Annotated in this window: 25 protein-coding genes; 12 read left to right on the plus strand and 13 right to left on the minus strand. The window is 67.6% G+C overall.

Annotation, left to right across the window (positions count from 1 at the left end; all coding sequences use genetic code 11):
* Nucleotides 1-53: 53 nt before the first annotated feature.
* The 8 genes from ARTB_RS05205 (at nt 54) to acs (ending at nt 11,346) form a co-directional block, all read left to right on the plus strand.
* The gene (locus tag ARTB_RS05205; RefSeq protein ID WP_243178042.1) at nt 54-749 is read left to right on the plus strand and encodes a FadR/GntR family transcriptional regulator; all 696 of its coding nucleotides are present in this window, start codon (nt 54-56) and stop codon (nt 747-749) included.
* A 130-nt stretch (nt 750-879) separates the two neighbouring features.
* Entirely contained in the window at nt 880-1,947 is a 1,068-nt protein-coding gene (locus ARTB_RS05210) for an asparaginase (RefSeq protein ID WP_243178043.1), read from the plus strand.
* Between the two features lie 9 nt (nt 1,948-1,956).
* Complete coding sequence (locus tag ARTB_RS05215; RefSeq protein ID WP_243178044.1) at nt 1,957-3,372, plus strand: aspartate ammonia-lyase; 1,416 nt, start codon at nt 1,957-1,959, stop codon at nt 3,370-3,372.
* Between the two features lie 27 nt (nt 3,373-3,399).
* Entirely contained in the window at nt 3,400-4,983 is a 1,584-nt protein-coding gene (locus tag ARTB_RS05220) for an amino acid permease (RefSeq protein ID WP_243178045.1), read from the plus strand.
* Nucleotides 4,984-5,104: 121 nt separating this feature from the next.
* On the plus strand, nt 5,105-6,421 hold the full coding sequence (locus ARTB_RS05225; protein WP_243178046.1) for an ATP-binding protein: 1,317 nt from the start codon (nt 5,105-5,107) through the stop codon (nt 6,419-6,421).
* 195 nt (nt 6,422-6,616) lie between these two features.
* On the plus strand, nt 6,617-7,906 hold the full coding sequence (locus ARTB_RS05230; protein ID WP_243178047.1) for a GAF domain-containing protein: 1,290 nt from the start codon (nt 6,617-6,619) through the stop codon (nt 7,904-7,906).
* 260 nt (nt 7,907-8,166) lie between these two features.
* Nucleotides 8,167-9,177 carry an alcohol dehydrogenase AdhP gene (adhP, locus tag ARTB_RS05235; protein WP_243178389.1) on the plus strand — a complete coding sequence of 337 codons (1,011 nt, stop codon included), beginning with the start codon at nt 8,167-8,169 and terminating at the stop codon, nt 9,175-9,177.
* A gap of 162 nt (nt 9,178-9,339) precedes the next feature.
* Complete coding sequence (acs, locus tag ARTB_RS05240) at nt 9,340-11,346, plus strand: acetate--CoA ligase (protein ID WP_439954097.1); 2,007 nt, start codon at nt 9,340-9,342, stop codon at nt 11,344-11,346.
* Nucleotides 11,347-11,431: 85 nt separating this feature from the next.
* On the opposite strand, the gene ARTB_RS05245 is transcribed toward acs, so the two are convergent.
* Together ARTB_RS05245 and exaC are read right to left on the minus strand one after the other, a co-directional pair.
* A complete protein-coding gene (locus ARTB_RS05245) occupies nt 11,432-12,019 on the minus strand; it encodes an adenylate kinase (protein ID WP_243178392.1) in 588 nt (195 codons plus the stop codon).
* 87 nt (nt 12,020-12,106) lie between these two features.
* On the minus strand, nt 12,107-13,630 hold the full coding sequence (gene exaC / locus ARTB_RS05250) for an acetaldehyde dehydrogenase ExaC (protein WP_243178049.1): 1,524 nt from the start codon (nt 13,628-13,630) through the stop codon (nt 12,107-12,109).
* A gap of 183 nt (nt 13,631-13,813) precedes the next feature.
* On the opposite strand from exaC, the gene ARTB_RS05255 reads away from it, so the two are divergent.
* On the plus strand, nt 13,814-14,437 hold the full coding sequence (locus tag ARTB_RS05255; RefSeq protein WP_243178050.1) for a transmembrane-type terpene cyclase: 624 nt from the start codon (nt 13,814-13,816) through the stop codon (nt 14,435-14,437).
* On the opposite strand, the gene ARTB_RS05260 is transcribed toward ARTB_RS05255, so the two are convergent.
* Genes ARTB_RS05260 through gluQRS form a run of 3 tightly spaced genes read right to left on the minus strand, consistent with a single transcriptional unit; the run spans nt 14,427 to nt 17,071 of the window.
* Nucleotides 14,427-15,428 carry an NADP-dependent oxidoreductase gene (locus ARTB_RS05260; RefSeq protein WP_243178051.1) on the minus strand — a complete coding sequence of 334 codons (1,002 nt, stop codon included), beginning with the start codon at nt 15,426-15,428 and terminating at the stop codon, nt 14,427-14,429. The genes ARTB_RS05255 and ARTB_RS05260 overlap by 11 nt on opposite strands.
* A 2-nt stretch (nt 15,429-15,430) precedes the next feature.
* A complete protein-coding gene (locus ARTB_RS05265) occupies nt 15,431-16,114 on the minus strand; it encodes an HD domain-containing protein (RefSeq protein WP_243178052.1) in 684 nt (227 codons plus the stop codon).
* 9 nt (nt 16,115-16,123) lie between these two features.
* On the minus strand, nt 16,124-17,071 hold the full coding sequence (gene gluQRS / locus ARTB_RS05270) for a tRNA glutamyl-Q(34) synthetase GluQRS (RefSeq protein WP_243178053.1): 948 nt from the start codon (nt 17,069-17,071) through the stop codon (nt 16,124-16,126).
* Nucleotides 17,072-17,404: 333 nt separating this feature from the next.
* On the opposite strand from gluQRS, the gene ARTB_RS05275 reads away from it, so the two are divergent.
* Nucleotides 17,405-17,863, plus strand: a complete 459-nt coding sequence (locus ARTB_RS05275) for an Lrp/AsnC family transcriptional regulator (RefSeq protein ID WP_176803545.1) — start codon at nt 17,405-17,407, stop codon at nt 17,861-17,863.
* Nucleotides 17,864-17,877: 14 nt separating this feature from the next.
* Here ARTB_RS05275 and ARTB_RS05280 read toward each other — a convergent pair whose 3' ends face one another.
* Complete coding sequence (locus ARTB_RS05280; RefSeq protein WP_079555658.1) at nt 17,878-18,333, minus strand: Lrp/AsnC family transcriptional regulator; 456 nt, start codon at nt 18,331-18,333, stop codon at nt 17,878-17,880.
* Nucleotides 18,334-18,450: 117 nt separating this feature from the next.
* Between ARTB_RS05280 and ARTB_RS05285 the strand changes: the two genes are divergently transcribed.
* Nucleotides 18,451-19,113, plus strand: a complete 663-nt coding sequence (locus ARTB_RS05285; RefSeq protein ID WP_028277561.1) for a LysE family translocator — start codon at nt 18,451-18,453, stop codon at nt 19,111-19,113.
* Between the two features lie 21 nt (nt 19,114-19,134).
* Here ARTB_RS05285 and ARTB_RS05290 read toward each other — a convergent pair whose 3' ends face one another.
* The 7 genes from ARTB_RS05290 to ARTB_RS05320 form a co-directional block, all read right to left on the minus strand.
* The gene (locus ARTB_RS05290; protein ID WP_028277562.1) at nt 19,135-19,491 is read right to left on the minus strand and encodes a nuclear transport factor 2 family protein; all 357 of its coding nucleotides are present in this window, start codon (nt 19,489-19,491) and stop codon (nt 19,135-19,137) included.
* 81 nt (nt 19,492-19,572) lie between these two features.
* Nucleotides 19,573-20,622, minus strand: coding sequence for a hypothetical protein (locus ARTB_RS05295; protein ID WP_243178054.1), 1,050 nt, complete (start codon nt 20,620-20,622; stop codon nt 19,573-19,575).
* A gap of 33 nt (nt 20,623-20,655) precedes the next feature.
* Entirely contained in the window at nt 20,656-21,156 is a 501-nt protein-coding gene (locus tag ARTB_RS05300; RefSeq protein ID WP_243178055.1) for a DUF456 domain-containing protein, read from the minus strand.
* A 9-nt stretch (nt 21,157-21,165) separates the two neighbouring features.
* The gene (locus ARTB_RS05305; protein ID WP_243178056.1) at nt 21,166-21,429 is read right to left on the minus strand and encodes a hypothetical protein; all 264 of its coding nucleotides are present in this window, start codon (nt 21,427-21,429) and stop codon (nt 21,166-21,168) included.
* 168 nt (nt 21,430-21,597) lie between these two features.
* Entirely contained in the window at nt 21,598-22,791 is a 1,194-nt protein-coding gene (locus ARTB_RS05310) for an NAD(P)-dependent malic enzyme (RefSeq protein WP_439954098.1), read from the minus strand.
* 302 nt (nt 22,792-23,093) lie between these two features.
* Nucleotides 23,094-23,651 (minus strand): helix-turn-helix domain-containing protein, encoded by a 558-nt coding sequence (locus ARTB_RS05315; RefSeq protein WP_439954085.1) that lies wholly within the window; start codon nt 23,649-23,651, stop codon nt 23,094-23,096.
* A gap of 182 nt (nt 23,652-23,833) precedes the next feature.
* Complete coding sequence (locus tag ARTB_RS05320) at nt 23,834-25,099, minus strand: MFS transporter (RefSeq protein ID WP_243178058.1); 1,266 nt, start codon at nt 25,097-25,099, stop codon at nt 23,834-23,836.
* Nucleotides 25,100-25,253: 154 nt separating this feature from the next.
* Between ARTB_RS05320 and rraA the strand changes: the two genes are divergently transcribed.
* On the plus strand, nt 25,254-25,730 hold the full coding sequence (rraA, locus tag ARTB_RS05325; protein ID WP_028277568.1) for a ribonuclease E activity regulator RraA: 477 nt from the start codon (nt 25,254-25,256) through the stop codon (nt 25,728-25,730).
* Nucleotides 25,731-25,792: the final 62 nt, after the last annotated feature.

Here is a 25,792-nt window from a genome sequence, read left to right on the forward strand (position 1 = left end):
GGGGCCGCCGTCATACTTGACACGCCGATGTGATCTCTGCCATGTTTTAAAGCGTGAACCTGTCAGACAGCCGGACAGCAGGACAGCCCTTGGCTCGCCTCAGTGCCGCCGAAGCCGTTTTCAACGTCCTCCGCACCGAGATCGAATCCGGCAAGCTCGGCGTCGGCGCCAAGCTGAGCTCCGAGGCCACTCTTGCCCAGCAGTACGGCGTGAGCCGCTCCGTGGTCCGCGAGGCCTTGCGCTCCTGCACCGCCCTGGGTTTGACGGTCACCAAGACCGGGCGGGGCACGTTCGTCGTCGCCAACCGCGTGGCAAAGGACCTGGTCCTGGGCCAATACTCGGCCCGCGACCTCACGGAGGCGCGTCCCCATATCGAGGTTCCTGCCGCCGGACTGGCTGCAGAACGCCGTTCGGCCGAGGAGCTGTCAATGCTGCGCGAAATCGTTGCCGCGATGAGCGGCGAGGACGACCCCGAAGTGTGGGTGGGCCTGGACTCCAGCTTCCACGCGTTGATCGCGCGGGCCAGCCGAAACAAGGTCTTCGAGAACGTCGTCGCGGACATCCGGGACGCCCTCGCGCACCAGTCCGAGACCCTGAACATGGTGGCGGACCGCCAGCACGCGTCCGACGAGGAGCACCGGCGCATCCTCGCCGCGATCGAAGCCGGCGACGCGGCGACGGCGCGCATCGCCATGAGCCAGCATCTGCACGCCGTTGGCATTGCCCTCGACTCGATCCTCAACGCCTGACGTCAGGCGCCTGGTGCCGTCAACAATGCCGGAAGCAATCCGGGCGGCCCGGCAAGACCAGCACCAACACAGTGACCAGCCACCACAACCGCATCAACCGCCACCCTCACCGCCACCGCCAAAGGACGCAATGACTTCCCCTGCTCTCGCCAACACCCCGACACCGCTCGCCCCGGAGTGGCTGCCGCAGCACGTCCCGCTTGCGGTCCAGACCCGGGACGGGCTGGTCGAGAGTGTCCACTACGGCTCGGTCATCGCCACCGCAGCGGACGGCCAGATCCTCCTCACTGCAGGGGAGCCCCTCGCCCCGTTCTACCCGCGGTCCGCCCTGAAGCCCCTGCAGGCCGTCGCCATGGTCCGCGCCGGGCTGGACCTCCCGGACGACCTCCTCGCCCTCGCCGCCGCCAGCCATTCCGGCGCAGCCAGCCACCGTGACGGCGCCGGGCGCATCCTGGAGCTGCACGGCCTGACGCCCGCGGACCTCGAGAACAGCACCGACCTCCCCTACGGCGCCCGCGAGCGCGAAGACTGGCTCGGCGGCGGCGGCCAGGCCACCCAACTGACGCAGAACTGTTCCGGAAAGCATGCCGCCATGGCGGCCACCTGCGTCATCAACGGCTGGCCGGTCCAGGGCTACCTGGACCCGGCGCACCCGCTGCAGCAGCTGGTGGCCCGGACCGTGGCGGACCTGACCGGTGAAGACCCCCAGCGCACCACCACTGACGGCTGCGGCACCCCGCTCTTCGCGCTCACGCTCCGCGGCATGGCCCGCGCCTTCGGCCGCCTGGCCGCGGCCGCCGCGTCCGGATCCAGATCCGGCGAAACAGAAGCCGGCGCAGCGGAAGCCGCCGTCGGCCGCGCCATGCGCCGCCACCCCGAGATGGTTGCGGGCGAGGACCGGGACGTCACCGCGCTGATGCGCCTGGTCCCCGGCCTGCTCGCCAAGGACGGCTTCGAGGGCGTCCAGCTGGTGGGCCTCCCGGACGGCCGCGCCCTCGCCGTGAAGGTTTCCGACGGCGGAGACCGCGCCCGGATGCCCGTCACCGTCCGGGTCCTGGCCGCGCTCGACGTCGACACCTCCCCCCTGGCGCGCCTCGCCGCTACCCCTGTGCTGGGCGGCAGCCGGCCCGTCGGGCTGCTGCAGGCCACCGATTTCCTCGCTGACCCCAAGTTCTCCCACGCCCCCAAAGACCTGTAAGGGACCGCCATGACCTCGCACGACGAACGCGCAGAATTCCGCTCCGAACACGACCTCCTGGGTGACCGGGACGTTCCCGCCGGCGCCTACTGGGGCGTCCACACCCTCCGGGCCGTGGAGAACTTCCCCATCACCGGCCAGCCGCTGTCCTCCAACATGCACCTGGTCCGCGGGCTGGCCGCCGTGAAGCTCGCCGCCGCCCGCACCAACCACGAGCTCGGACTGCTCGACGCCGGGCGTGCCGCCGCCATCGGGGAAGCCTGCACCGAGGTCATGAACGGCAAGCTCAGCGAGCAATTCATCGTCGACGTCATCCAGGGCGGCGCCGGGACCTCCTCGAACATGAACGCCAACGAGGTCATCGCCAACCGGGCCCTGGAAATCCTCGGGCACCCGAAGGGCGACTACTCCCGGCTGCACCCCAACGACCACGTCAACCTCAGCCAGTCCACCAACGACGTCTACCCCACCGCGGTCAAGCTCGGCACGATCTTCGCGGCCCGGGAACTGCTCCAGGCCCTCACCGAGCTCGAAGACGCCTTCGCCGCAAAGGCCCTCGAGTTCCGCACCGTGGTCAAGATGGGCCGCACCCAGCTCCAGGACGCCGTCCCCATGACCCTCGGCCAGGAATTCGGCACCTACGCCGTCACGATCGGCGAGGACCGGCTCCGCCTGGCCGAAGCCGACCTGCTGATCCACGAAATCAACCTCGGCGCTACCGCGATCGGCACCGGCCTGAACGCCCCCGCCGGGTACGCCGAAGCCGCCTGCCGGCACCTGGCCGAAATCACCGGCCTGCCGCTGATCACGGCCGTGGACCTGATCGAGGCCACCCAGGACGTCGGCGCCTTCGTCCACCTCTCCGGCGTGCTGAAGCGGGTCGCCGTGAAACTTTCCAAGATCTGCAACGACCTCCGGCTGCTCTCCTCCGGCCCGCGCGCCGGCTTCGGCGAGATCAACCTCCCCGCGGTGCAGTCCGGCTCCTCGATCATGCCCGGCAAGATCAACCCGGTCATCCCGGAAGTGGTCAGCCAGGTCGCCTACGAGGTGATCGGCAACGACGTCACCATCACCATGGCCGCCGAGGCCGGCCAGCTCCAGCTCAACGCCTTCGAACCCATCATCGTCCACAGCCTCCACAAGAGCATCTCCCACCTCGAAGCCGCCTGCCGCACCCTCACGGCCCGCTGCGTCCGGGGCATCACCGCCAACACCGAACACCTCCGCCTCACCGTCGAACAATCCATCGGCCTCGTCACCGCCCTGAACCCGCAACTCGGCTACGCCACGGCCACGGCCATCGCCCAGGAAGCCCTCGCCACCGGCAAAGGCGTCGCGGAACTAGTACTCGAACACGGCCTGCTCACCGACGAGCAGCTCACCGAGCTCCTCAGCCCGCACCGCCTGGCCAACCTGAGCAAGTAGCGCACCTCCGAACCCCGAAGGACCCCCATGACTTCTCCTGACACTGCCCGCGCCCAAAAACTGCCCGCTCAACAGCAGACCCAGCAACAATCCGCCGTCACCGACCACACCATTCCGGCTCATGCCCACGCCTCGGGGGCCGCGCTCCACGCCGAGGACCAGGGCTACCACAAGGGCCTGAAACCCCGGCAGGTCCAGATGATCGCGATCGGCGGCGCCATCGGCACCGGCCTGTTCATGGGCGCCGGCGGCCGGCTCGCCAGCGCCGGGCCGGCCCTGATCATCAGCTACGCCGTCTGCGGGTTCTTCGCCTTCATGATCCTGCGCGCGCTCGGCGAACTCGTGATGCACCGGCCCTCGTCCGGCTCGTTCGTGTCCTACGCCCGCGAATTCTTCGGCGAGAAGGCCGCGTTCGTCACCGGCTGGCTGTACTGGCTGAACTGGGCCATGACCGCGATCGTGGACATCACCGCCGTTGCGCTGTACATGAACTTCTTCAAGAAGTACTGGGCGCCCATCGCGGACGTGCCGCAGTGGGCCTGGGCGCTGGCCGCCCTGATCCTGGTCCTGGGTCTGAACCTGATCAGCGTCAAGGTGTTCGGCGAGCTGGAATTCTGGTTCGCGCTCATCAAGGTCGTGGCGCTCGTGTCCTTCCTGCTCGTCGGCATCTACTTCGTCATCTTCGGCACGCCCGTGGCCGGCCAGGAGGTCGGCTTCAGCCTCATCGCGGACAACGGGGGCATGTTCCCCAACGGCCTGCTGCCGGCCATCGTGGTGATGCAGGGCGTCGTGTTCGCCTACGCCTCGATCGAACTGATCGGCACCGCCGCCGGCGAGACCGAAAACCCCGAAAAGATCATGCCGCGGGCCATCAACACGGTGATCGTGCGCATCGCGGTGTTTTACGTCGGCTCGCTCGTGCTGCTCTCCCTGCTGCTGCCCTACAGCTCCTACAAGGCCGGCGAAAGCCCCTTCGTGACATTCTTCGGCTCCATCGGGGTCGACGGCGTGGACGCCATCATGAACCTCGTGGTCCTCACCGCGGCGCTGTCCTCGCTCAACGCAGGCCTTTACTCCACCGGCCGGATCATGCGCTCGATGTCCATTTCCGGTTCCGCGCCGAAATTCGCCGGCCGGATGAATAAGTCCGGCGTCCCCTACGGCGGCATCGCCCTCACTGCCGCAGTGGCTGTCCTGGGCGTGATCCTGAACGCCGTGGTCCCGGCCGAGGCCTTCGAGATCGTCCTGAACGTCGCATCGCTGGGCATCATCAGCACCTGGGCCATGATCGTCCTCTGCCAGATGCAGCTCGCCCGGCTCGCAGCCCGCGGAGAACTGCTCCGGCCCGCGTTTCGTATGCCGGGCGCACCCGTCACGGGCTGGATCACCCTGGCCTTCCTCCTGGCGGTGCTGGTCCTCATGGCCTTCGACTCGCCAGTCGGAACGTGGACCATCGCCTCCCTCGCGGTCATCATCCCGCTGCTGATGCTCGGCTGGCGCCTCTGCCGGCACCGCATCCTGGAGATCGCCGCCGTCCGCGACGGGTTCACCGGCCCGTATCCGCTCGTGGCCAACCGACCCGTGCGTGGGACCGGCGGGGATTCGGAGTAACATCCCGGCAGTCCGCCTCCGCGTAACGCAACGTCCCCGCAACCTCTCCTGCACGTGGTTCGCATATGCTCAGCGGACAGACTCAACATGGCTCAGCGACGAACCACCCGGGAGACAGCTCATGACCAATTGGCGGATCAGGGATTTCCATTCGGCCGATCTTGACGGGATCCTGCACCTCTGGGAGTCCCTCAAGGAATCAAACGTCGAGCCCGTCTACGCGCTCTCGGAGGTGCTCGCCTCCTGCGAGAAGGACCACGCCGTCGTCGCGGTGCAGGGCGAGCAGGTGGTGGGCGCCGCCGTCGGACGGGCCGCCCACGACCAGGGCTGGATCGTCTTCCTGGCCACGTTGCCCGAATTCCGGGGCCGCGGGATCGGCACCTCGCTGCTGGCCGCGGTCGAGAACCGGATGGCACCGCACGGGCTCAACAAGCTCTCGGCCCTGATGCCGGAATCCGAAACCCGGGTGGAGGCGTTCCTGGGCCGCGGCTTCGCGCTGAAGAAGAACCTGCGCTACTTCGAACGGAAGATCCCGGTCCAGCGCCAGGAACTGGAACCCCTCAGCCTGCTTGGCGGCCGCATCCTGGCCCGTGACCTGTGGGAGAACGTCGCAGGCATGCGCCTCGAAAAGGAACTCCTGGAGCGCCGGCTGGTCCTTCCGCTCGCGGAGGCCGACCTCGCCGACGAATACGGTGTGGTGCCGCCGCGCGCCGTGGTCCTTTTCGGCCCTCCCGGTACCGGCAAGACGACGTTTGCGAAGGCGATCGCGTCCCGGCTGGAGTGGCCGTTCGTGGAGGTCTTCCCCTCCCGGCTGGCCGCCGATCCGAAGGGGCTGGCCGGGGCGCTGCGCGAGACGTTCCTGGAAATCGCCGAACTGGAGCACGCGGTGGTCTTCATCGACGAGGTCGAGGAGATCGCCGCGCAGCGCTCGGGCGAACCGCCCTCTCCCCTGCAGGGCGTCACGAACGAGCTCCTGAAGATCATCCCGGCCTTCCGCGAGCAGCCCGGCCGGCTCCTGGTCTGCGCCACCAACTTCATCCGCGCCCTGGATTCGGCGTTCCTGCGGCACGGCCGGTTCGATTACGTCATCCCGATCGGCCTGCCGGACCGGCAGGCCCGGGAGGCCATGTGGCAGCGCTTCATCCCCGTTGCCGTGGTGGACGACGTCGACGTCGAGCTCCTGGTGGACCGTACCGAGGGCTTCTCCCCCGCGGACATCGAATACGCGGCCCGCAGCGCCTCCCAGCGGGCACTGGAAAAGGCGGTGTACGACGACGGCGGCGCGGCGTCCAGCGGCAGCGCCTCAGTCCGCGAGGCGGTCCGGAAGGGCCCCTCGACCCAGGACTATCTCGACGCGATCGCGGACACCCGGACAACGGTCAGCGATGAAGTGCACCAGCAGTTCCTCGAGGACATCGACGCCCTGGGACGCGTCTAGATGGGCTCCGCCAGCAGTTTGTGATGGGGCCAGGCCGCGATCAAGGCATACAGCGGCGGTATCCTTGTGATTGGGGCCACTTGGACCCCACTTCTGTTTGTCGACACTGGAGCCACCGTGCGTAGTCCCCGGTTGCTATCCCCAAACCCGGCGACCGAGCCGGCGCAATCTGCTGCCAGGCGTGTCACAGCATCGATGCAGCTCAGCATCAGGTCCGGGACGGGTCCGCTTCGCAGAATCATTGAAGAATCCTGGAAGCGTTCGCTCCGGCTGCAGGCCAACCCTGACATGCCGCCGTCCTCGGTACTCCTCGATGGAGAAGCCCTTGAGGAGTACCGTCGCGGCCATCCGCTGGCGTCGATCATGCCGGTGATTAACAAGCTGCTGATTCAGCCCAGTTCCGACCAAGGGTTGCTCGTGGCTGTCGGGGATGAGCTGGGCCGGCTCCTGTGGGTCGACGGGGACGCTGCCCTGCGCCGGCGTGCCGAGGGCATGATGTTCGTTGAGGGCGCGGACTGGTCCGAGGCCAGCGTGGGCACGAGCGCTCCTGGAACCGCCCTGGCGCTGGGCCGCAGCCTCCAGGTCTCCGGTCCCGAGCATTTCAACCGGGCTGTTCACGCGTGGAGCTGCACGGCCGTGCCGTTCCGTGATCCAGACACCGGTGCCGTGATCGGAGTCCTGGATATCACCGGCACCGAGATGGCAGTCGCCCCGCACACGCTTTCCCTCGTAGAGGCTGCGGTCGCGGCCGCGCAGGCGCAGCTGCGCGTGGAGCGTCTCCTGCTGGCCGCTGCGCAACGCGACCGGCTCGCACGGCGGCGAGAGCCCGCGTCCGCCGCAAGGCCCAGAACCGTTCCCGGCAGCCCGGCCCGGAGCCTCTATCGCAACAGCCTGCAACTGCTCGGCCGCGACCACGCGCTGCTCAGCATCGAAGGAAGAACAGTATCGCTGTCTCCACGGCACAGTGAGATTCTGGCCCTGCTGAGCATCCATCCGGATGGTCTCAGCGGCGAAGAGCTGGGCGGCATGCTGTTCGGGGAAGTCCCAGCCATGACACTTCGGGCGGAGATGGTCCGGTTGAGAAAAGTCCTGCAGCAGTTCAATCCTGCCGCCGTACCGGAATCCCGGCCCTACAGACTCATCGTGGACGTGCTGCCGGACGCCGGACAGGTTCTCAGTTGCCTCCAGCGCGGGGCACACCGAGTCGCCCTGGAGATTTATCGCGGACCGGTGTTGCCTCGCTCCGAGGCTCCGGGTGTGGTGACGCTGCGCAGGCGCGTCTCCACACTCCTTCGGGAGGCGGTCCTAACGGACGGCAGCGCGGAAGCCCTGCTCCAGTATGCGGAACTTCCCGAAGCGAGCGATGACATTGCCGTCCGGATGGCGGCGCTGAAGCTGCTGCCGCCCCGCTCCCCTAAGAGAGCTGGGGTGGTGGCCGACATCGAGCGCCTGGAAGCCGAACTCGGAACTCACCAGCCAAGGTGACCTGACTCACAAGACTGCAACCTCGTCGCAACCCTCCCTTCCCTAGGCTTTAGGCAGCGGCCATCATCCTGCTCAGCACAAGTGCCAGCGATGGTTGGGTTATCCACACCCTGACAATCCGCGGGCCTCACCCGCACCCCCGGTGAGGCTTTCGGCGGACAACGGGCATCACGCCCGGCTTCTGGAGTGACGTTCAAACTCATGCCTGCGCATTATTTGCTGCGGCTACAAACGACGAAGGAATATCGACAATGACGACGATGAGAGCAGCTGTAGTTACCGAATTCGGCAAGGATCTTCAGATCCAGGACCTGCCCGTTCCCGTGCCGGGACGCGGAGAGGCCCTGGTCAAGGTCCTCACCACCGGCGTATGCCACACCGACCTGCACGCCGCGGAGGGAGACTGGCCGGTCAAGCCGTCACCGCCCTTCATTCCCGGCCACGAAGGCGTGGGCGAGGTCGTCGCCCTCGGCGAAGGCGTCACCGATCTGGCCATCGGCGATTTGGTCGGCAACGCGTGGCTCTGGTCCGCTTGCGGCGACTGCCAGTACTGCCGCACTGGCTGGGAAACCCTGTGCGAGGCGCAGCAGAACGCCGGTTACAGCGTCGACGGCTCCTTCGGCGAGTACATGCTGGTCGCCAGCCGGTTTGCCGCCCGCATTCCGGCCGGATCGGACCCGGTGGAAATCGCACCCGTGCTCTGCGCCGGCGTGACCGTCTACAAGGGCCTGAAGATGACCGAGGCCAAGCCGGGCCAGTGGGTCACCATCTCCGGGATCGGCGGACTCGGGCACATCGCTGTCCAGTACGCCGTCGCCATGGGGCTGCGGGTCGCTGCGGTGGACATTGCCGATGACAAGTTGGCCCTGGCCAAGAAGCACGGCGCCGAACTGACCGTCAACGCCCTGCACGAAGACCCCGTCGAAGTTATCCAGCGCGATACCGGAGGATGTCATGGAGTCCTGGTCACGGCAGTGCACCCGTCAGCGTTCGGGCAGGCCATCGGGATGGCCCGGCGCGGCGGAACGATCGTTTTCAACGGGCTGCCGCCGGGGGACTTCCCGGCGCCGATCTTCGAGATTGTGCTCAAGGGCCTGACGGTCCGCGGCTCAATTGTCGGAACCCGGCAGGACCTGGAAGAAGCACTCGACTTCTACGCCCAGGGCAAGATCCACCCCACGGTCTCCACGAGGGAGCTCTCCGAAGTGAATGCTGTCCTCGACGAAATGAAGCATGCCAAGATCGACGGCCGCGTGGTCATCAAGTACTGATCAACAAGTACTGATCAACCCGGCTGGCTGCGGCAGCGGCGTATCCCCAGGCACCCTGGGGATACGCCGCTGCCGCACACACGCAATTTTCACTGCAGAATATGTAAGAAAGAACAGGGGTTTCCCATGTCCAACGCCCGCACCGCGGTACCACCCGGCTCCATGGCCACGCAGATGACCCAGGGCGATGCCTTCGAAAACCTGTCGCAGGAGAACCGCCGTTTCGCGCCGTCCGCCGAGTTCGCCGCGAACGCAGTGGTCACCGCCGCCGACTACGCCGAGGCCGACGCCGACCGTCCCGCGTTCTGGGCGAAGCAGGCCCGGGAGCTGCTGAGCTGGTCCAGGGACTTCACCCAGGCGCTGGACTGGTCCGATCCGCCGTTCGCGAAGTGGTTCGTCGGCGGCGAGGTCAACGCGGCCTACAACGCCCTGGACCGGCACGTCGAGGCCGGCAACGGGGACCGGGTGGCCATCTACTTCGAGGGCGAGCCCGGCGACACCCGCACCTACACCTACGCGCAGCTGACCGAGGAAGTGAAGAAGGCCGCGAACGCGTTCGAGTCCCTCGGCGTGGCCAAGGGCGACCGCGTGGCCGTGTACCTGCCCATGATCCCCGAGGCCGTCATCACCCTGCTGGCCTGCGCCCGGATCGGCGCGATCCACTCCGTGGTCTTCGGCGGCTTCTCCGCCGAAGCCCTGCGCTCCCGGATCGACGACGCCGAGGCCAAGCTCGTGGTCACGGCCGACGGCACCTACCGCCGCGGCAAGCCCAGCGCGCTGAAGCCGGCCGTCGACGACGCGTTGTCCCACGAGGGAGACGGCACCGGACACACCGTGCAGAACGTCGTGGTGGTCAAGCGCAACGGGGCGGATGTGGACTGGCACGAGGGCCGGGACCACTGGTGGGCCGACACCGTCGGCGCCGCGTCCGCCGAGCACACCGCCGTCGGGCACGACGCCGAACACCCGCTCTTCATCCTCTACACCTCCGGCACGACGGGCAAGCCCAAGGGCATCCTGCACACGACCGGCGGCTACCTCACCCAGGGCGCCTACACGCACAAGGCGGTCTTTGACCTCCACCCGGAGACCGACGTCTACTGGTGCACCGCGGACGTCGGCTGGATCACCGGGCACTCCTACGTCGCCTATGCCCCGCTGATCAACGGCGCCACCCAGGTCATGTATGAGGGCACCCCGGATTCCCCGCACCAGGGCCGCTGGTGGGAAATCGTGGAGAAGTACAAGGTCTCCATCCTCTACACCGCCCCCACCGCGATCCGCACCTTCATGAAGTGGGGCAAGGACATCCCGGCCAAGTCCGACCTCTCCTCGATCCGTGTCCTCGGTTCCGTCGGCGAACCCATCAACCCCGAAGCCTGGATGTGGTACCGCGAGAACATCGGCGGCAACGCCGGCAAGAACGGCGAACGCAAGGAGCACCCCGCGCCGATCGTGGACACCTGGTGGCAGACCGAGACCGGGGCGCAGATGATCGCCCCGCTGCCCGGCGTCACGGCCACCAAGCCCGGCTCGGCCCAGGTCGCGCTGCCGGGCATCGCCGTGGACGTCGTGGACGAACTCGGCGAATCCGTACCCAACGGCCACGGCGGCTTCCTGGTGATCCGCGAACCCTGGCCTGCCATGCTGCGCGGGATCTGGGGCGACCCGGAGCGGTTCAAGGACACGTACTGGTCCCGCTTCGAGACCATGTACTTCGCCGGCGACGGCGCCAAGAAAGACGAGGACGGCGACTTCTGGCTGCTGGGCCGCGTCGATGACGTGATGAACATTTCCGGCCACCGCCTCTCCACCGCCGAAATCGAATCCGCCCTCGTCTCCCACCCCGCGGTGGCGGAAGCCGCCGTCGTCGGAGCCGCGGACGAGACCACCGGCCAGGCCGTCGTCGCCTTCGTGATCCTCCGCGCCGACGCCACGGACACCGGCGACGCGACCGTCCAGGAGCTCCGCAACCACGTGGGGAAGGAAATCGGCCCGATCGCCAAGCCCAAGATCATCCTCGTGGTCCCGGAACTGCCCAAAACCCGGTCCGGCAAAATCATGCGCCGCCTGCTCAAGGACGTCGCCGAAGGCCGCGAAGTTGGCGACGCGACCACCCTGGCAGACAACACGGTCATGACCCAGATCGCCCAGTCACTGAAGAAATGAGTCAGTAGACCGGGCCATCCCCGCGCAAATACGACGGCGGCGCCCCCCACTTTGGTGGGCGGCGCCGTCGTCGTCGTCGTCAGTGCTAGCGTCCGCTCATGACGGAGGTCTGAACGGGATGTTCCAGGCTCCGTATCACCCTGTTTGTGACGTCGTCGATCCCGCCCAAGCCGTTAACTGGGGCCAGTATGCCGCGCTCGGCATACTTCGCCACCACAGCTTCCGTCTGCCCGTGGTACAGGTCCAGCCGGTGGCGGATCACGGCCTCGTTGTCGTCGCTCCGCCCGGTTTCCTTGGCACGGTGCAGGAGACGGGAGACCAGTTCCTCGTCGTCGGCAGTCAACTGCAGGACGACGTCAAGAACCCGGTCTCCGGACGCCAGAATGTCGTCCAGCTCGTCAACCTGGCATGTGGTGCGCGGGTAGCCGTCCAGCAGGAAGCCCGACGTGGCGTCTTCCTGCAGCAGCCTGTCCCGCACCATCTTGTTGGTCACGCTGTCCGGGACGAAGTCGCCGTTGTCGATGTACTGCTTTGCTTCCAGCCCCAGCGGCGTTCCGCCTTTGACGTTGGCTCGGAAGATGTCGCCGGTGGAGATCGCAACGACGCCGAGGCGCTCGGAAATCCGTTCCGCCTGGGTGCCTTTGCCGGATCCGGGCGGGCCAATAATCAACATTCTCGTCATTTGTGAGTCCTTCGTGGTGCCGTCGTTGAAAGGGTGCGTCAAGGGCCCGCCGCTGTAGCGGCCGGCCCTTGATCGGCTTTAGAAGAAGCCGAGCTTGTTCTCTGAGTGACTGACCAGCAGGTTCTTGGTCTGCTGGTAGTGGTCCAGCATCATGGCGTGGTTCTCGCGGCCGATGCCGGAGGACTTGTACCCGCCGAACGCGGCACCGGCGGGGTAGGCGTGGTAGTTGTTGACCCACACTCGGCCGGCCTGGATCTCACGGCCGGCGCGGTAGGCGACGTTTCCGTTGCGGGACCAGACGCCGGCGCCGAGGCCGTAGAGCGTGTCGTTGGCGATACTGATGGCGTCGTTGTAGTTGCTGAACCGCGCCACCGACACGACAGGACCGAAGATTTCCTCCTGGAAAATCCGCATCTTGTTGTTGCCCTCGAAGATGGTCGGCTGGACGTAGAAGCCACCGGCCAGGTCTCCGTCGAGCTGTGCCTGGTTCCCGCCGGCGAGGATCCTGGCGCCCTCCTGGAGCCCGATGTCGATGTAGGAGAGGATCTTCTCCATCTGGCCTACAGACGCCTGGGCACCGATCTGGGTGGTGGTGTCCAGCGGGTTGCCCTGGATGATCTGCTGCGTGCGGGCCACGGCGTCGGCCATGAAGGAATCGTAAATGCCGTCCTGGACGAGGGCGCGCGACGGACTGCTGCAGACTTCGCCCTGGTTGAAGGCATACAGGGTGAAGCCCTCGAGGGCCTTGTCGTAGAAGGCATCGTTGGTGTCGGCGACGTCGTTGAAGAAGATGTTCGGGCTCTTGCCGCCGAGCTCCAGCGTGACCGGAATCAGGTTCTGGCTGGCGTACTGGCTGATCAGCCGTCCGGTGGAGGTTTCGCCGGTGAAGGCGATCTTGCGGATACGCGGGCTGGAGGCCAGCGGCTTGCCGGCCTCGACGCCGAAGCCGTTGACCACATTGAGGACACCGGCGGGCAGCAGGTCCGCGATGAGCTCGGCCAGCACCAGGATGGAGGCCGGGGTATTAGACGCGGGCTTGAGGACGACGGCATTGCCGGCGGCCAGGGCCGGAGCCATTTTCCAGACGGCCATCAGGATCGGGAAGTTCCAGGGAATGATCTGGCCCACGACGCCGAGCGGTTCGTGGAAGTGGTAGGCCGTGGTGTCGTCGTCGAGCTGGGACAGCCTGCCCTCCTGGGCCCGGATGGCGGAGGCGAAGTAGCGGAAGTGGTCCGCCGCGAGCGGGATGTCCGCGTTGAGGGTTTCGCGGATCGGCTTGCCGTTGTCCCAGGATTCGGCGACGGCGAGCATCTCCAGGTTCGCATCGATGCGGTCGGCGATCTTGTTCAGGACGGCGGCGCGCTCGGTGGCCGAGGCCTTGCCCCAGGAGGGAGCGGCTTTATGGGCGGCATCAAGCGCCAGCTCAACGTCGGCGGCTGCGCCTCGGGCCACCTCAGTGAATTGCTTGCCGTTCACCGGGGAGACGTTCTCGATGTATTGGCCGGTAGTAGGAGCCACCCATTCGCCGCCGATCCAGTTCTCGTAGCGGTCCTTAAACTGGACCTTGGATCCTTCTTGGCCGGGCTGGACATAAACAGTCATGGTTACTCCTCATGGGAAACAGACGTCTTCGTCCTGGCCGCAAGCCTAGAACTTCAAAGGTTGCGGCCACGCTGCAACGGGGCCGTCTGCTGCTCCCTGACCTTCCGCTGAGCGGCCTCTGCCAGCCATCGATATGCTCGCTGTGTCGGCACAAATTGACGCCTGCGCATGCGAGGAGGGACCGTGATCCTGTTTCTTACGGTTGTGAGCGGCCTGGCCTGGACCGTGGTCTACGTCGATGCCATCCGGATCGGCTTCAAGGACCGGAGCTACGCGATCCCGGCCGCCGCGCTGGCCCTGAATTTCGCCTGGGAGGCCATCTACGCCACGCGCTCCATCGCGACGGGAATCACCGCCCAGGGGGTCTTCAATATCGCGTGGGGCCTGGCCGACGTCGTGATTGTGTACACCTTCCTGAAGTTCGGCCGCTCCGAGCTGCCGGCCTGGGTGACGCGGCGGCTGTTTATCGGCTGGGCGCTCCTGCTGGGCGTCACGTCCTTCGCGGTACAGCTGCTGTTCGTCGTCCAGTTCGGCTGGGACGACGCGGCCCGCTACGCGGCGTTCCTGCAGAATCTGCTGATGTCCGGGTTGTTCATCGCCATGTTCGCCGCCCGGGCCGGCACCCGCGGCCAGACCCTGCTGATCGCCGTGGCCAAGTGGGTCGGTACCCTCGCGCCTACGATCGCGCTGGGCTGGTACGGCAACTCGCCCCTGATCCTGGGCGTGGGGGTGCTCTGCAGCGTCTTTGACCTGGTCTACATCGGCCTGCTGTGGCGGGCCCGCCAGCCGGGAGCCGCTAGAGGGTGACGACGATCTTGCCCTTGGCGTGGCCCTGTTCGAGCGCGGCGAAGGCTCCCCCAATTTCCGCGCACGGGTAGGTGCGGTCCATGACCGGCTGCACGTGGCCGGCGTCGACGAGGGCCGCCAGGGTGCGCAAATCATCCCCGCTGGGGTGCATGAACAGGTAACGGTAGCTGGCTTTCGCCTTGCGGGCGCGGCGGCGGATGCCCATGCTCATCAGCCAGAACGCGGCGGTGATCATCGGCGGCGAGCCGAGGTCTTTCGTCGCGGTGAGCGGCTCGGGAACGCCAGCAATGGATACCACCCTGCCGCCGGGCCGAAGAATGCGGAAGGAATCCCTGAGGGTCACGCCGCCGACCAGGTCCAGGACCGCGTCGAACCCGTGCAGTACCGCGGAGAAGTCATCCCGGTTGTAGTCGATGACGGCGTCCGCCCCCAGCCGGCGCACCAGCACCTCGCCGCGGACCGATGCCGTGGTGGTGACCTGGGCGCCGAGATACCTGGCGAGCTGGATGGCGAGTGTTCCCACCCCGCCGGCGCCGCCGGAGATGAAGAGCCGGGTGCCGCGGCCCACGGCAAGTTCATCGCGGAGGGCCTGCAGCGCCGTGAGCCCGGCCAGCGGCAGTCCTGCGGCCTCGGCGAATCCGAGCGACGCCGGCATGGCGGCCACCAATTCCTGCTGCACGCACACCAGCTCGGCGAAGGCTCCAAGCCTGGCCTTGTCCACCCGGGCGTAGACGCGGTCGCCGATGGAAAAGCGGTTGGGCCCAGGTCCGATTGCTTCCACCGTCCCGGCGAGTTCACAGCCGGCAACGATCGGCAGTCGGACATGGCTGATGGGCCGCAGCGCGCCCCGGCGGAACTTGAAGTCCACCGGGTTCAGCCCGGCCGCGGCGACCTTGATCCGGACGTCGCCCGGGCCGGGCTGGGGAACCGGAACATCCCGGAGTTCCATGGCGTCCGGGCCGCCGTAGCGTGTGAGGACGTAGGCGCGCATGCTCAGTCCCGTGCGGACCCGGTGTCGCCGGCCGGAGCATCGCCCGGCGCAGCTTCCGCGTCTGCTGCTGCAGCGTCTGCTGCCGTGTCTGCTGCGGGGACGTCATAGGAGAGGAACTCGTAGTCCGTGTCGTCCGCCTCGTCGAGCATGTCGTCGAGTTCGTTCAACAGCCAGGGATTGATCCGGGCCAGGATTTTCCGGGTTTCCTCGACAGGAACGGCGGCGTAGAGCACCGGGCGGGCATCATCATAGCGGGTGACCGGGGGCTTGTCCGGCCACTTTTCGGCCAGCGCCTTGACCCGTTCGGGCAGCGAATTGTGCGCGTTGTCGGCAATCTTCACGAGCGTGGCGTCGTGGTCCTCGGCGATGTACCGGATGCCGGCCTGGTAGTCGTCCGGATTCTCATGCAGGCGCTTCGTGACCCGTTCGATGATGTCCGCGGCACGCTCGGAGACCCCCATGTCCAGCAGCGCCTGCCGCGTCATCGGGGTATCCTCCGCGATGTCGTGGAGGTACCCGGCGATCCGGATGTCGTCGTCGAAGTCCGCCAGGGCGTCCCCGACGGCGAGCACATGCTCCCGGTATGGCCGCTTGAGCTTGTCCTTCTGGCGGTTGTGGGCCACCTCGGCCAGGACCTTGGCTGTCTCGACAGTGAAGCGGGGCTGGGGGTGTGCGGGCTCGGTCATGAATCCAGCCTACGCGCCGCGGCTGTCCGTCCCTGCCCGCAGGCCGGTTCCCGGATGCGCCCCCTTGTGCGCTCCCGGCACCCCGGGCCACACCCAGGGCTCGCGGGGCAGGGCGGCCGGGTCGAAGGCGGCGAGGACATCGTCGAGGCGGCCCGGCGGGAGGCCAAGGGAGTCCAGCAAAGTGTCCCGGACCTGGTCCGCGCCCACCCCGGCCAACGCCAGGTCGGCGAGCGTGACGGCGCCGTCGCGCTTGGCCAGCCTGGCACCGTCGGCGTTCAGTACCAGCGGCACATGCGCATATTCCGGAACAGGCATATTGAGCAGCGAGGCCAAATATGCCTGGCGCGGCGTGGACGGCAGCAGGTCATCGCCGCGGACCACCTGGTCGATGCCCTGCGCGGCGTCGTCCACCACCACGGCCAGGTTGTAGGCGGTCACGCCGTCGTTGCGCCGGAGCACGAAGTCGTCGACCACCCCGGTGTAACTGCCGTGGAGCACGTCCCACACCGTCGCCTCGGCCACGGTGGAGCGGAGCCGGACAGCCGGCGGCCGGGCGGCCCGCTTGGCCTCGCGCTCGGCGCCGCTGAGGTTCCGGCACGTTCCCGGGTAGGCGCCCAGCGGAGCGTGCGGTGCCGAGGGGGCCTCCTGGATTCCGCGGCGGGTACAGAAGCACTCATAGGTCAGGCCGGCCGCCGTCAACTCCGCGATCGCCCCGTCATACAGGTGCTCACGCTCCGTCTGGCGCACGACGCCGCCGTCCCAGCTCACGCCGATCGCCGCCAGGTCGCGGAGTTGTTCGGCCTCGGCGCCGGCCCGGGCACGGTCCAGGTCCTCCACCCGCAACAGGAACCGCCGCCCCCCGGACCGGGCGAACAGCCATGCCAGGATGGCCGTCCGGAGGTTGCCCACATGCAGTTCGCCGGAGGGACTGGGGGCGAAGCGGCCAGCTGAGGTCATGTGACTAGCCTATGCGGAGCAGCACAAGAGCCCCTCAGCTACCGATGACTTCGGGAAATCCGACGTCGGTGGCTCAGGGGCTCTTGCCGCGAGTGCGTTGTGCGGAAAGACGATGCGTGAACAAGAGTCAATCAGCGGCTGGTTCCTTGCGGGAGCCTCGTTCGGGGTCCGGGTGGTGTGCCGGGATGTCCGTAGCCTTCGGGATCGTGGCGGTGGCCTCGTCCCCTTGTTGTCACTATTTGAGCAGAAGCCCTACAGTTGATGCAACGGACCGGCCCCAGAGTAGTCAATCTGATCAACCACAGCCCGGGCCGCGAACAGGAAGTAGTCATTTTGCAGGAGCTCGACGCGACGGACCGGCGGATCCTCGCCGCGCTGGACGAAGATCCCCGCGTGCCGGTCATGGTGCTGGCGCAAAAGCTGGGCCTGGCCCGCGGCACCGTCCAGTCCCGCCTGGAGCGGATGTCGGCGTCGGGCGCGCTCCGGCCGAACAGCAGCCGGGTGCTGCCGTCCGCCCTGGGCCGCGGCGTGGCGGCCGCGGTCAGCGCGGAACTGGACCAGAGCCACCTCAACGAGGCAATCGCCGCCCTGCGCAACATCCCGGAAGTGCTCGAATGCCATGCCCCGGCCGGCGATACCGATCTCCTGATCCGGGTGGTGGCCAAGAGCCCGGACGATCTCTACCGCGTGTCCGAGGAAATCCGGCTGTGCCCCGGAATCGTCCGGACCTCAACGAGCATGTTCCTGCGCGAGGTCATTCCCTACCGGACCACGGGACTGCTCGGCGCCTGAGCAGGCGGCCGCGTTTAGACCGGCGGCCCGGCATTGGCCTTCAGGTTCTTCATGACCAGCGTTGACGTCAGGCGCTCGACGCCGGGCAGCGAGGTCAGTTCACTGTCGTAGAAACGCTGGTAGGACGGCAGGTCCTCCGCGATGACCTTGAGCAGGTAGTCCGGCGACCCGAAGAGCCGCTGGGCCTCGACGATGTTGGGATTGCCGGCCACCCGGCTCTCGAAGATCTCCATGGTGGAACGGTCCACCTGGCGCAGGGTCACGAACACGATCGCCTCGAAACCGAGCCCCACCGCGGCCGGATCAATATCCGCCCGGTAGCCCCGGATGATCCCGGCGGCCTCCAGATCCCGCAGCCGGCGATGGCACGGAGCCACGGTCAACCCCACCTTGGCCGCCAGGGCCGTGGCAGTCATCCGGCCGTCCGATTTGAGGTAGCGCAAAATACTTCTGTCAATGGCGTCAATCACGCAATTATCTTACCCAAAAGCGGCGATTCTTCAGTAAATAAGCGAGCACTTCCGGGCCGAATTTGCCTAGAGTTTTTCTTGTACCCGCCACGGGGTGCCGCAATCCTGGAGCCCGCCATGAACCCCCAGCTTTTCCTCGCCTTCCTGGTTGTCGCCGTCGCCCTGGCATGCACCCCCGGCGTCGACTGGGCCTATTCGATCGCGGCCGGGCTCCGGCAGCGCAGCTTCGCGCCCGCCGTCGCCGGTCTTTGCGGGGGCTACGCCCTCCACACGGCGCTGCTGGTGCTGGGCCTGGCGGCACTGCTCGCCGGGATGCCCGGCGTGCTGGGCTGGCTGACCGCGGCGGGCGCCCTCTACCTGCTGTGGCTGGGCTTCAGCACCCTGCGGTCCTGGCGCGGGGCGAGCTTCAGCACCGGCACCGCTGCTCCCGGTGCCGCCACACCCGCGAGCCAGTTCCGGGTTTTCCTCCAGGGCATGGGCATCAGCGGAATCAACCCCAAGGGCCTGCTGTTCTTCGTGGCCCTGGTGCCGCAGTTCGTCAGCCCTGACGCCGCGTGGCCGGTCCCGGTCCAGTCGGGTCTGCTCGGGCTGACCTTCATCCTGCTCGTGGGCGTCATCTACAGCTGTGTGGCACTCCTGGCGCGGAAACTGCTGCAGGCCAGGCCGGGCGCAGCGCGCCAAGTGACGCTGGCCAGCGGGATCATCATGCTGGCCCTGGGCGCCTTGCTGCTCGCCGAGCAGATTGTGCCCGCCCTCAGCGCAGCCATGACGCACGGGTGAGGGCGCGAATCCGCCCTGGGGCTACTTGCGCTGCATGTACCACTCGGTGAAGGACGACGCGCGGCCGTCCGCGGTCAGTTGGATGACCCACAAGTTGTCATAGCTCCGGCTGTTGCCGCGGTACGTCGTCAGGCCCTGCACAAACGCCCGGCCGCCGTCGACCCCCAGCAGCTTCCATTCAAACATCCAGTCATCCGGCTCATCACGCCCGGCAAGCCAGTGCTCCACGATATCGTCCCGGCCCTGCCACGGTTCGGCTTCCTGGGGGCTGGTCGCATAGATGGCGTCTTCGGTAAACAGCGCCCGGATGTCCTCCGGATCGTTCGTCGTCCACGCCGTGATGTAGTGCTGCATCCAGCGCTCCACCGCATCTCTCATGCCTCGTTTGTACTCCGCGCCCCAGGGGCCCGCAAGAGTAGTGGATACGTGGATTTGGCCGCGATCGGGCGTGGAAGCCTGTCAGTCGTCGTCAGCGCGCCCGTATTCGCGGTCCCAGAGTTCGTGCATTTCGGCGTCTTTGCGGATGGCTTTCACGGCCTCCAGCTGTGCAGGTTTGTGGCGCTGCCAGTCCCGGCCGCCGAGGGTTTTGCGGCCCGCCTCGAGGAGGAGCAGGGCGGTGTCCGTCAGCGCGTCGCTGCGGAGGGTGAAGTCAGTCTTCCGGCGCCGCAGGACTTCCTGCAGGGCAGACCGGGATGCGGTGTAGGCGCCGAGCCTGCGCAGCGACCGGGCACGCACCAGCAGCAGGGCCGCGGACAGATCATCCGCGTTCAGCAGGCCCTCGGTCTCTGCCACCACGTCGACGTCGCGTCCCAGCTCGGCCTCCAGCGAACAGCGCGCCAGGGCGAGCGGCAACGACGGCGGCAGGCCGGCCAGCGCCGCCAGCGCCGCCTCCGTCTGGCCGGTCTCGCGCAGGGAATGGGACAGCGCCAGGAACACGGCCTCCTCGGAGAAGAGCACCGGAACCTCAATCCGCTCGGCCACCTCCACCCTGGTGACCACGCCGGCCAGGTATTCGCCGGCGTAGCGGTTGGCGTCCTCGTCGTTCCGCAGTCTCAGGCCGTGCTGCAGGAGTTCGGACGCGCGCAGGTGCCCGCCGTGGGCGTACGCCAGCAGCCCGGCCATGAGATAGCACACCCCTGCCCAGCCGGGGTAGGAACGGGCCAGGGTTATCAGGCGGTCAGGATCGGTGCTGCCGAAGACGGCGGAGTGCACGGCCTTCATCCTCTTGGCGGAGGTCCGGCCCCCTACCCTGCCCAGCCGGGGCACCCCGCCTTCGGCGGCCAGCGTCCCGGGTGCCCGGCCCGCCATGAGTCCGGCCACCGCGCCGCCCACGGTGCCGGCCAGGCCGCGGACGGGTGTCCGTACCACTACCTTGCGGAACGGCGTCAGGTCGCGGGTGTCCGTGTACGGCCTGCGCTGGCCGTCGGGACTTTCGCCGTCAGCAAGCTGGCCAGCGGGAATGCGGCCGTCGGGAATTTGGGGGGCGGATTCGCCAAGTCCGGCGCTCATTCCCCCATGGTAGTAGGCTCCGGCAGGCCGCTGCTAGGCCGCCGAGGCCACCCAGAGGCCGATCACCCAGGTGCTCGCGGCGAGGCACGCGAGGCCGAATTCCACGATCATGCCCAGGCCCGTGGCCTTCAGCGCGGCCCAGCTCGAGGCCACTGCGGTGCCGAACACACGGGTCCGCTGCAGCTCGCTGAGCAGGAGCCCGGCGGCGAAGCCCACAAAGAGCCCCACCACGGGGATGACGAACATGCCGGCCACGCCCAGCACGAGGCCCACCACCACGGAACGGCTCGGGATGCTGTGCTCCTTGAGCTTCCGGCCGGTCAGGACGGTGCTGGCGGCCATGCCGGCCAGAACGAAAAGCATCCCGATCCCGAAGACCACCCAACCGGTGGTCCCGGCGCCGCCCCACAGAGCCCAGGCCAGCAGGCTCGCCCCAATCAGGATGCTGCCGGGCAGAACGGGAATGATCGTCCCGGCAACGCCCACCACGATGGCGAGGCCGCAGAGCACTGTCACGACAATCTCGGGGTTCATCGCACCAGTCTATGGCCGGTCCCGGGGCTGCCGTTGACGGCCCCGGGCCCGGGAATGCCGGCGCCTAACTTCCGGACGGCTCCCGTACATGACGGAGTAGTGCGAGATGTCCTTGCCCGAGTAGTGCGAGATTGTCACGGACAGCTGGCTGGAATAGAAGTAGTCGATCTGAGCACCGAGGCCCTGCTTGGCCGAGCCGGCCTTGACGCAGACGGCAATGATCTCCAGACCGTCCGGGGCGGTGATTTCCAGCGACTTGATGCCGTCGGCCACGTCTATTCTGCCGGTGTCCCATTCCGGACAGAGCTGGCCCTCCGGCTCGAGTTTTCCGGATCCCGGACGGAGTGCTGGTGGTTTCCCGCCGAACGACAGCGGCGACGCTCCCCCTAGGGAAGCGCCGCCGTCGTCGTCCGGTGTCGGATGTTTTCTGACGCGGTCCGGCTACTCGGCGGCCACTGCCGCGGCGACTGCCGCGGAGACAGCCGGGGCCACGCGCGGATCCAGCGGGCTGGGCACGATGTAGTCCGCCGAAAGGTCATCCTCGGCCAGTTCCGCGATGGCCCGGGCCGCGGCGAGCTTCATGGCCGGCGTGATCCGGCGGGCGCCGGCGTCGAGGGCGCCGCGGAAGATGCCGGGGAAGGCCAGGACATTGTTGATCTGGTTCGGGAAGTCGCTGCGTCCGGTGGCGACGACGGCCGCGTACTTGCTCGCGACCTCCGGCAGGACCTCCGGGTCCGGGTTGGACAGGGCAAACACGATCGAGCTGTGGTTCATCAGCTTGAGGTGCTCCTCGTCCAGCTTCGAAGAGGAGACCCCGACGAACACGTCGGCGCCGAGCAGCGCCTCCCCCGGGCCGCCTGTCACGCCACGCGGGTTGCTGCGGGCGGCGAGCTGGGCCTTCTTGCTGGCCGGATCGGCGGCGATGTCCGCGCGGTCCTTGTTGATGGTGCCGCGGGAGTCCAGGAGGACGACGTCGCCGATCCCGGCCGTCAGCAGGATTTCGGCGACCGCGATCCCGGCGGCCCCGGCGCCGGAGACCACCACACGCAGGCTGTCGAGGGTCCGGCCGGTCACCTTGGCGGCGTTGGTCAGGGCGGCGAGGACTACGACGGCGGTGCCGTGCTGGTCATCGTGCATGACCGGGCAGTCCAGCGCCTCGATGAGTTTCTCCTCGAGCTCGAAGCAGCGGGGCGCGGCGATGTCCTCAAGGTTGACGGCGCCGAAACTGGGGCGCAGCCGGACAAGAGTCTCGATGATTTCGTCGACGTTCGTGGTGTTGAGGACCAGCGGGATGGAGTCGAGTTCGCCAAAGGCCTTGAACAGCGCGGACTTGCCCTCCATCACGGGCAGCGAGGCGCTGGCGCCGATGTTGCCCAGCCCCAGCACGGCCGTGCCGTCGCTGACCACCACCACGAGGCGCTGGGCCCACGTGAGCGTCTTGGCGAGCTCCGGGTTGGCGTGGATGGCGCGGCTGACCTGGGCGACACCAGGTGTGTAGGCGATGGAGAGGTCGCGCTTGCTGGCAAGCGGGACGGTGCTGGAAATCGACAGCTTGCCGCCCTCGTGGGATGCGAAGATTTCCTCGTCGCTGAGCACGGCTACTGCCTCAGCCGGGGAGGTGGAATCGGCGGGAATGATCGTTTCAGTGGACACGTCGTTGTCTCCTGGGGCTCACCGTGGGCGCACGGCTCATGGAAGCTCAAGCAAGGATGCTCAAGTTGGTCTGGCAGGGGCGGCGGCGACCAGAGGTGGCGGTCGCCGGTGTTTCCCCGAATTGCTGGCGTCAGCCGGCTCCGGTCCAGCAATGGTAAACAGGGCATCGCGCCCGTTACGCCCGCCGGGAGCGTTACCGCCCCCCGGTGAAACGTTTCTCCTCCAGAATATGTGACCCGGATCACACGCGGGAGGGCATATTCCGGGCTGCTGGTCTAGACCAGTTACGCGGCCTGCGGGGCCCGCTGCAGGAGGGAACAGGCCTTCTTCAGGTCCTCCTCCGCTTCGAAGAGGGACAGCCGGCGGCAGCGGACGGCCTGGACCAGGCCCGTAACCGTGAGCAGCAGGACCCGGGCCACTGCCGGGTCGCCGCACGCCGCAGTGACTGCCTTCTCGGCCGTCGCATCGATCTCGCGCAGCAGCCGCGTTGTGTCGTTGTCCTTGACGTAGACCGCCCGGTTGAGGGACTGCTCCACGGCGGGCTGCATCAGGCGCATGTGGAAGATCTCCATCACCACTCCCGCGAGGGCCTGGGCCGCGACCTTGCCGGCCGCCGGCGAGCTCCCCGCGAGCAGTTCGCCCAGTTGCTTGCGGTACAGCGCCAGGACCAGTTGGGTGGCCGACGGGAAGTAGCGGTACAGCGTCCCCAGTGGCACGTCCGCCTTGGCCGCCACCTCGGACAGGACCACGGAGTCCAGGCCTTTGCGGGCAAACCCCGCGGCGACATCAAGGATCCGCACGTAACGGAGCCGCTGCCGGGGCAGAGTGGGTGGAGGGGCCATCGGTGGAAGATCTGAGTGAAAATCAGGCATCAGCAGCGTTCCGGGGGGTCGTTTTTCTCGGCAGCCGGGCGCGATCCGCCCACCGCGCTGCCGCGGCAATTGCCGTCCACTATACGCCACGAATCCGGGGGCCCGGCGAGTAGACCGGGGCGCCGAAGCCCCCTGTACGGAACGCGGCCGGGTCAGTCCACGCCCTTGATCTTCACCACGAACACGGCCCCCAGAAGCCCAATCACGGCGGCCGCCACGTACAGCGCCACATAGCCGCCCCAGAAGGCAACAAAGGGGTACGCGATCAGCGGGGCGAGCACTTGCGGCAGCGAGTTGGCAATGTTGATGACGCCAAGATCCCTGCCCCGGTTCAGGGCCGTGGGCAGCACCTGGGTAATGAGGGCAAAGTCCACCGCCAGATAGCAGCCGAAGCCGATGCCGAGCACGGACGCGCCGATCAGCGCACCCGGCCAGGTGGGGGCGAAGGCAAGAATGAGGGAGGCTGCGGCGATCACGGCGGATGAGATGATGACCAGCGGCTTCCGGCGGCCCAGGCGGTCGCTCAGCCGGCCGCCGACCACGCTGGTGATGATCACCATGACCGCATACAGGCCCGTGAGGATCAGGACGCCAAACTCGGGCTCGATACCCTGGGTTTCGCGGACGCGGACGGCGTCGTTGAGGAAGAACAGCAGGTAGAGGGTGACCATATGGTTGCCGATGTTCACCAGGAGCCGAGTCAGCCAGGCCCAGGCAAAATCCGGATGGCGGGCCGGGGAAATCCAAAAACCCCGCACAAAGCCGCCCAGGCTGAACGGCGGACGGGCCTGCGCAGGCAGCGGAACGTCGTCGTTCTTGTAGTAATAGAGGACGACGCCGGCGAGCAGCGCCACCGCGCAGACAACATACCCCGCGGCGAAGTTTCCGGCGACGGCGGCGGCGATCGCCGCCCCTGCCAGGATTCCCGCTGTCTGGCCCATGGCGGCAAGGCCGCCGACCATGCCGCGCTGGGGTACCGGCACGCGGTCCGGGATGGCCGCCGTGATGGCCGCATAGGCGCCGTTGCAGCCGGCCTGGACGAGGCACCAGAGCAGCGTCATGGCGGCAACGCCCGGGGCGCCCGCCAGCGCGATCAGGGCCGCGGCACCCAGGACGGCACCGAAGAGCACCCACGGCACCCGCCGCCCCCGGCGCGCGGTGGTCCGGTCGCTGAAGGCGCCGAAGAGGGGGTTGGCCACCAGGGACACGGCCGCCCCCGCACCCGTCACGAGGGCGAGGATGGCTTCCTTGTCCGGTTCGCTAAAGGCTGCCGCCTGCTGGCCGAGGAGCACCTGGAGCGGGCCGAAGAATGCCGCGTTGATGCCGACGTTGACCAGCACCACCCCTGCCGTCCAGACAGGCCGGACGCGGCGTTCGGGTTCGGCGAGCGCCGGCGCGGTGGTATCGGACATGCTCATGGCTCCCCCTGGAACTGATGCTCAGGCATATGTATCAGTGCGCAGCCAGACTACCGGGACTCGGCGGATCTGGGCGCAATGTGCGAGTCTCGATCATGAAACACACTGCCAACCCGCTCTGCCATGTCATCCCGTAAACACGCAAGGAGTCACTGTGAACGCTTCCGCCCTGAATACTGCAGACCTTTACGACGAGCGCGGCGGGGAGCTGGAATCCGTGTCGGTGCAGTTCCAGTCCCTGGGCGGGCACACGCATTTCAGCGGACCGGTCCGGACCATTCGCTGCTTTGAGGACAACGCGCTGGTCAAGACCGTGCTGGCCACTCCCGGCCACGGCTCCGTCCTGGTGGTCGACGGCGCCGGTTCCCTCCGCACGGCACTGATGGGGGACATGATCGCGGCGAGCGCCGTCGCGAACGGCTGGGCCGGCGTCGTCATCAACGGTGCCATCCGGGACCGGCTCGCCATCGCGGCGCTGCCGCTCGGGGTCAAGGCACTGGGCAGCAACCCGCGCAAGAGCGCCAAGGACGGCGCCGGGGCAATCGACGTGCCCCTGGAGATCGACGGCGTGGCCATCCGCCCGGGCGTGATGATCTGGTGCGATCCGGACGGGATCCTGGTCGAACGGTAAGGACTTTCTTCTCCCCGAGGTAGTGGCGGGAACAATTCAGCCAGTAACATAGTTACTGAAAG

It is taken from the genome of Arthrobacter humicola (assembly GCF_022803015.1).
GTDB classification, from domain to species: Bacteria; Actinomycetota; Actinomycetes; order Actinomycetales; family Micrococcaceae; genus Arthrobacter; species Arthrobacter humicola_A.

Coding starts and splice junctions, on each gene's coding strand:
- ARTB_RS05210 (WP_243178043.1), top strand. CDS start 880: ATGACTTCCCCTGCTCTCGCCAACACCCCGACACCGCTCGCCCCGGAG.
- ARTB_RS05215 (WP_243178044.1), top strand. CDS start 1,957: ATGACCTCGCACGACGAACGCGCAGAATTCCGCTCCGAACACGACCTC.
- ARTB_RS05220 (WP_243178045.1), top strand. CDS start 3,400: ATGACTTCTCCTGACACTGCCCGCGCCCAAAAACTGCCCGCTCAACAG.
- ARTB_RS05225 (WP_243178046.1), top strand. CDS start 5,105: ATGACCAATTGGCGGATCAGGGATTTCCATTCGGCCGATCTTGACGGG.
- ARTB_RS05230 (WP_243178047.1), top strand. CDS start 6,617: ATGCAGCTCAGCATCAGGTCCGGGACGGGTCCGCTTCGCAGAATCATT.
- adhP (WP_243178389.1), top strand. CDS start 8,167: ATGAGAGCAGCTGTAGTTACCGAATTCGGCAAGGATCTTCAGATCCAG.
- acs (WP_439954097.1), top strand. CDS start 9,340: ATGGCCACGCAGATGACCCAGGGCGATGCCTTCGAAAACCTGTCGCAG.
- ARTB_RS05245 (WP_243178392.1), bottom strand. CDS start 12,019: ATGTTGATTATTGGCCCGCCCGGATCCGGCAAAGGCACCCAGGCGGAA.
- exaC (WP_243178049.1), bottom strand. CDS start 13,630: ATGACTGTTTATGTCCAGCCCGGCCAAGAAGGATCCAAGGTCCAGTTT.
- ARTB_RS05260 (WP_243178051.1), bottom strand. CDS start 15,428: ATGCGCGCCTACGTCCTCACACGCTACGGCGGCCCGGACGCCATGGAA.
- ARTB_RS05265 (WP_243178052.1), bottom strand. CDS start 16,114: ATGACCGAGCCCGCACACCCCCAGCCCCGCTTCACTGTCGAGACAGCC.
- gluQRS (WP_243178053.1), bottom strand. CDS start 17,071: ATGACCTCAGCTGGCCGCTTCGCCCCCAGTCCCTCCGGCGAACTGCAT.
- ARTB_RS05285 (WP_028277561.1), top strand. CDS start 18,451: ATGAACCCCCAGCTTTTCCTCGCCTTCCTGGTTGTCGCCGTCGCCCTG.
- ARTB_RS05290 (WP_028277562.1), bottom strand. CDS start 19,491: ATGAGAGATGCGGTGGAGCGCTGGATGCAGCACTACATCACGGCGTGG.
- ARTB_RS05295 (WP_243178054.1), bottom strand. CDS start 20,622: ATGAGCGCCGGACTTGGCGAATCCGCCCCCCAAATTCCCGACGGCCGC.
- ARTB_RS05300 (WP_243178055.1), bottom strand. CDS start 21,156: ATGAACCCCGAGATTGTCGTGACAGTGCTCTGCGGCCTCGCCATCGTG.
- ARTB_RS05315 (WP_439954085.1), bottom strand. CDS start 23,651: ATGGCCCCTCCACCCACTCTGCCCCGGCAGCGGCTCCGTTACGTGCGG.
- ARTB_RS05320 (WP_243178058.1), bottom strand. CDS start 25,099: ATGAGCATGTCCGATACCACCGCGCCGGCGCTCGCCGAACCCGAACGC.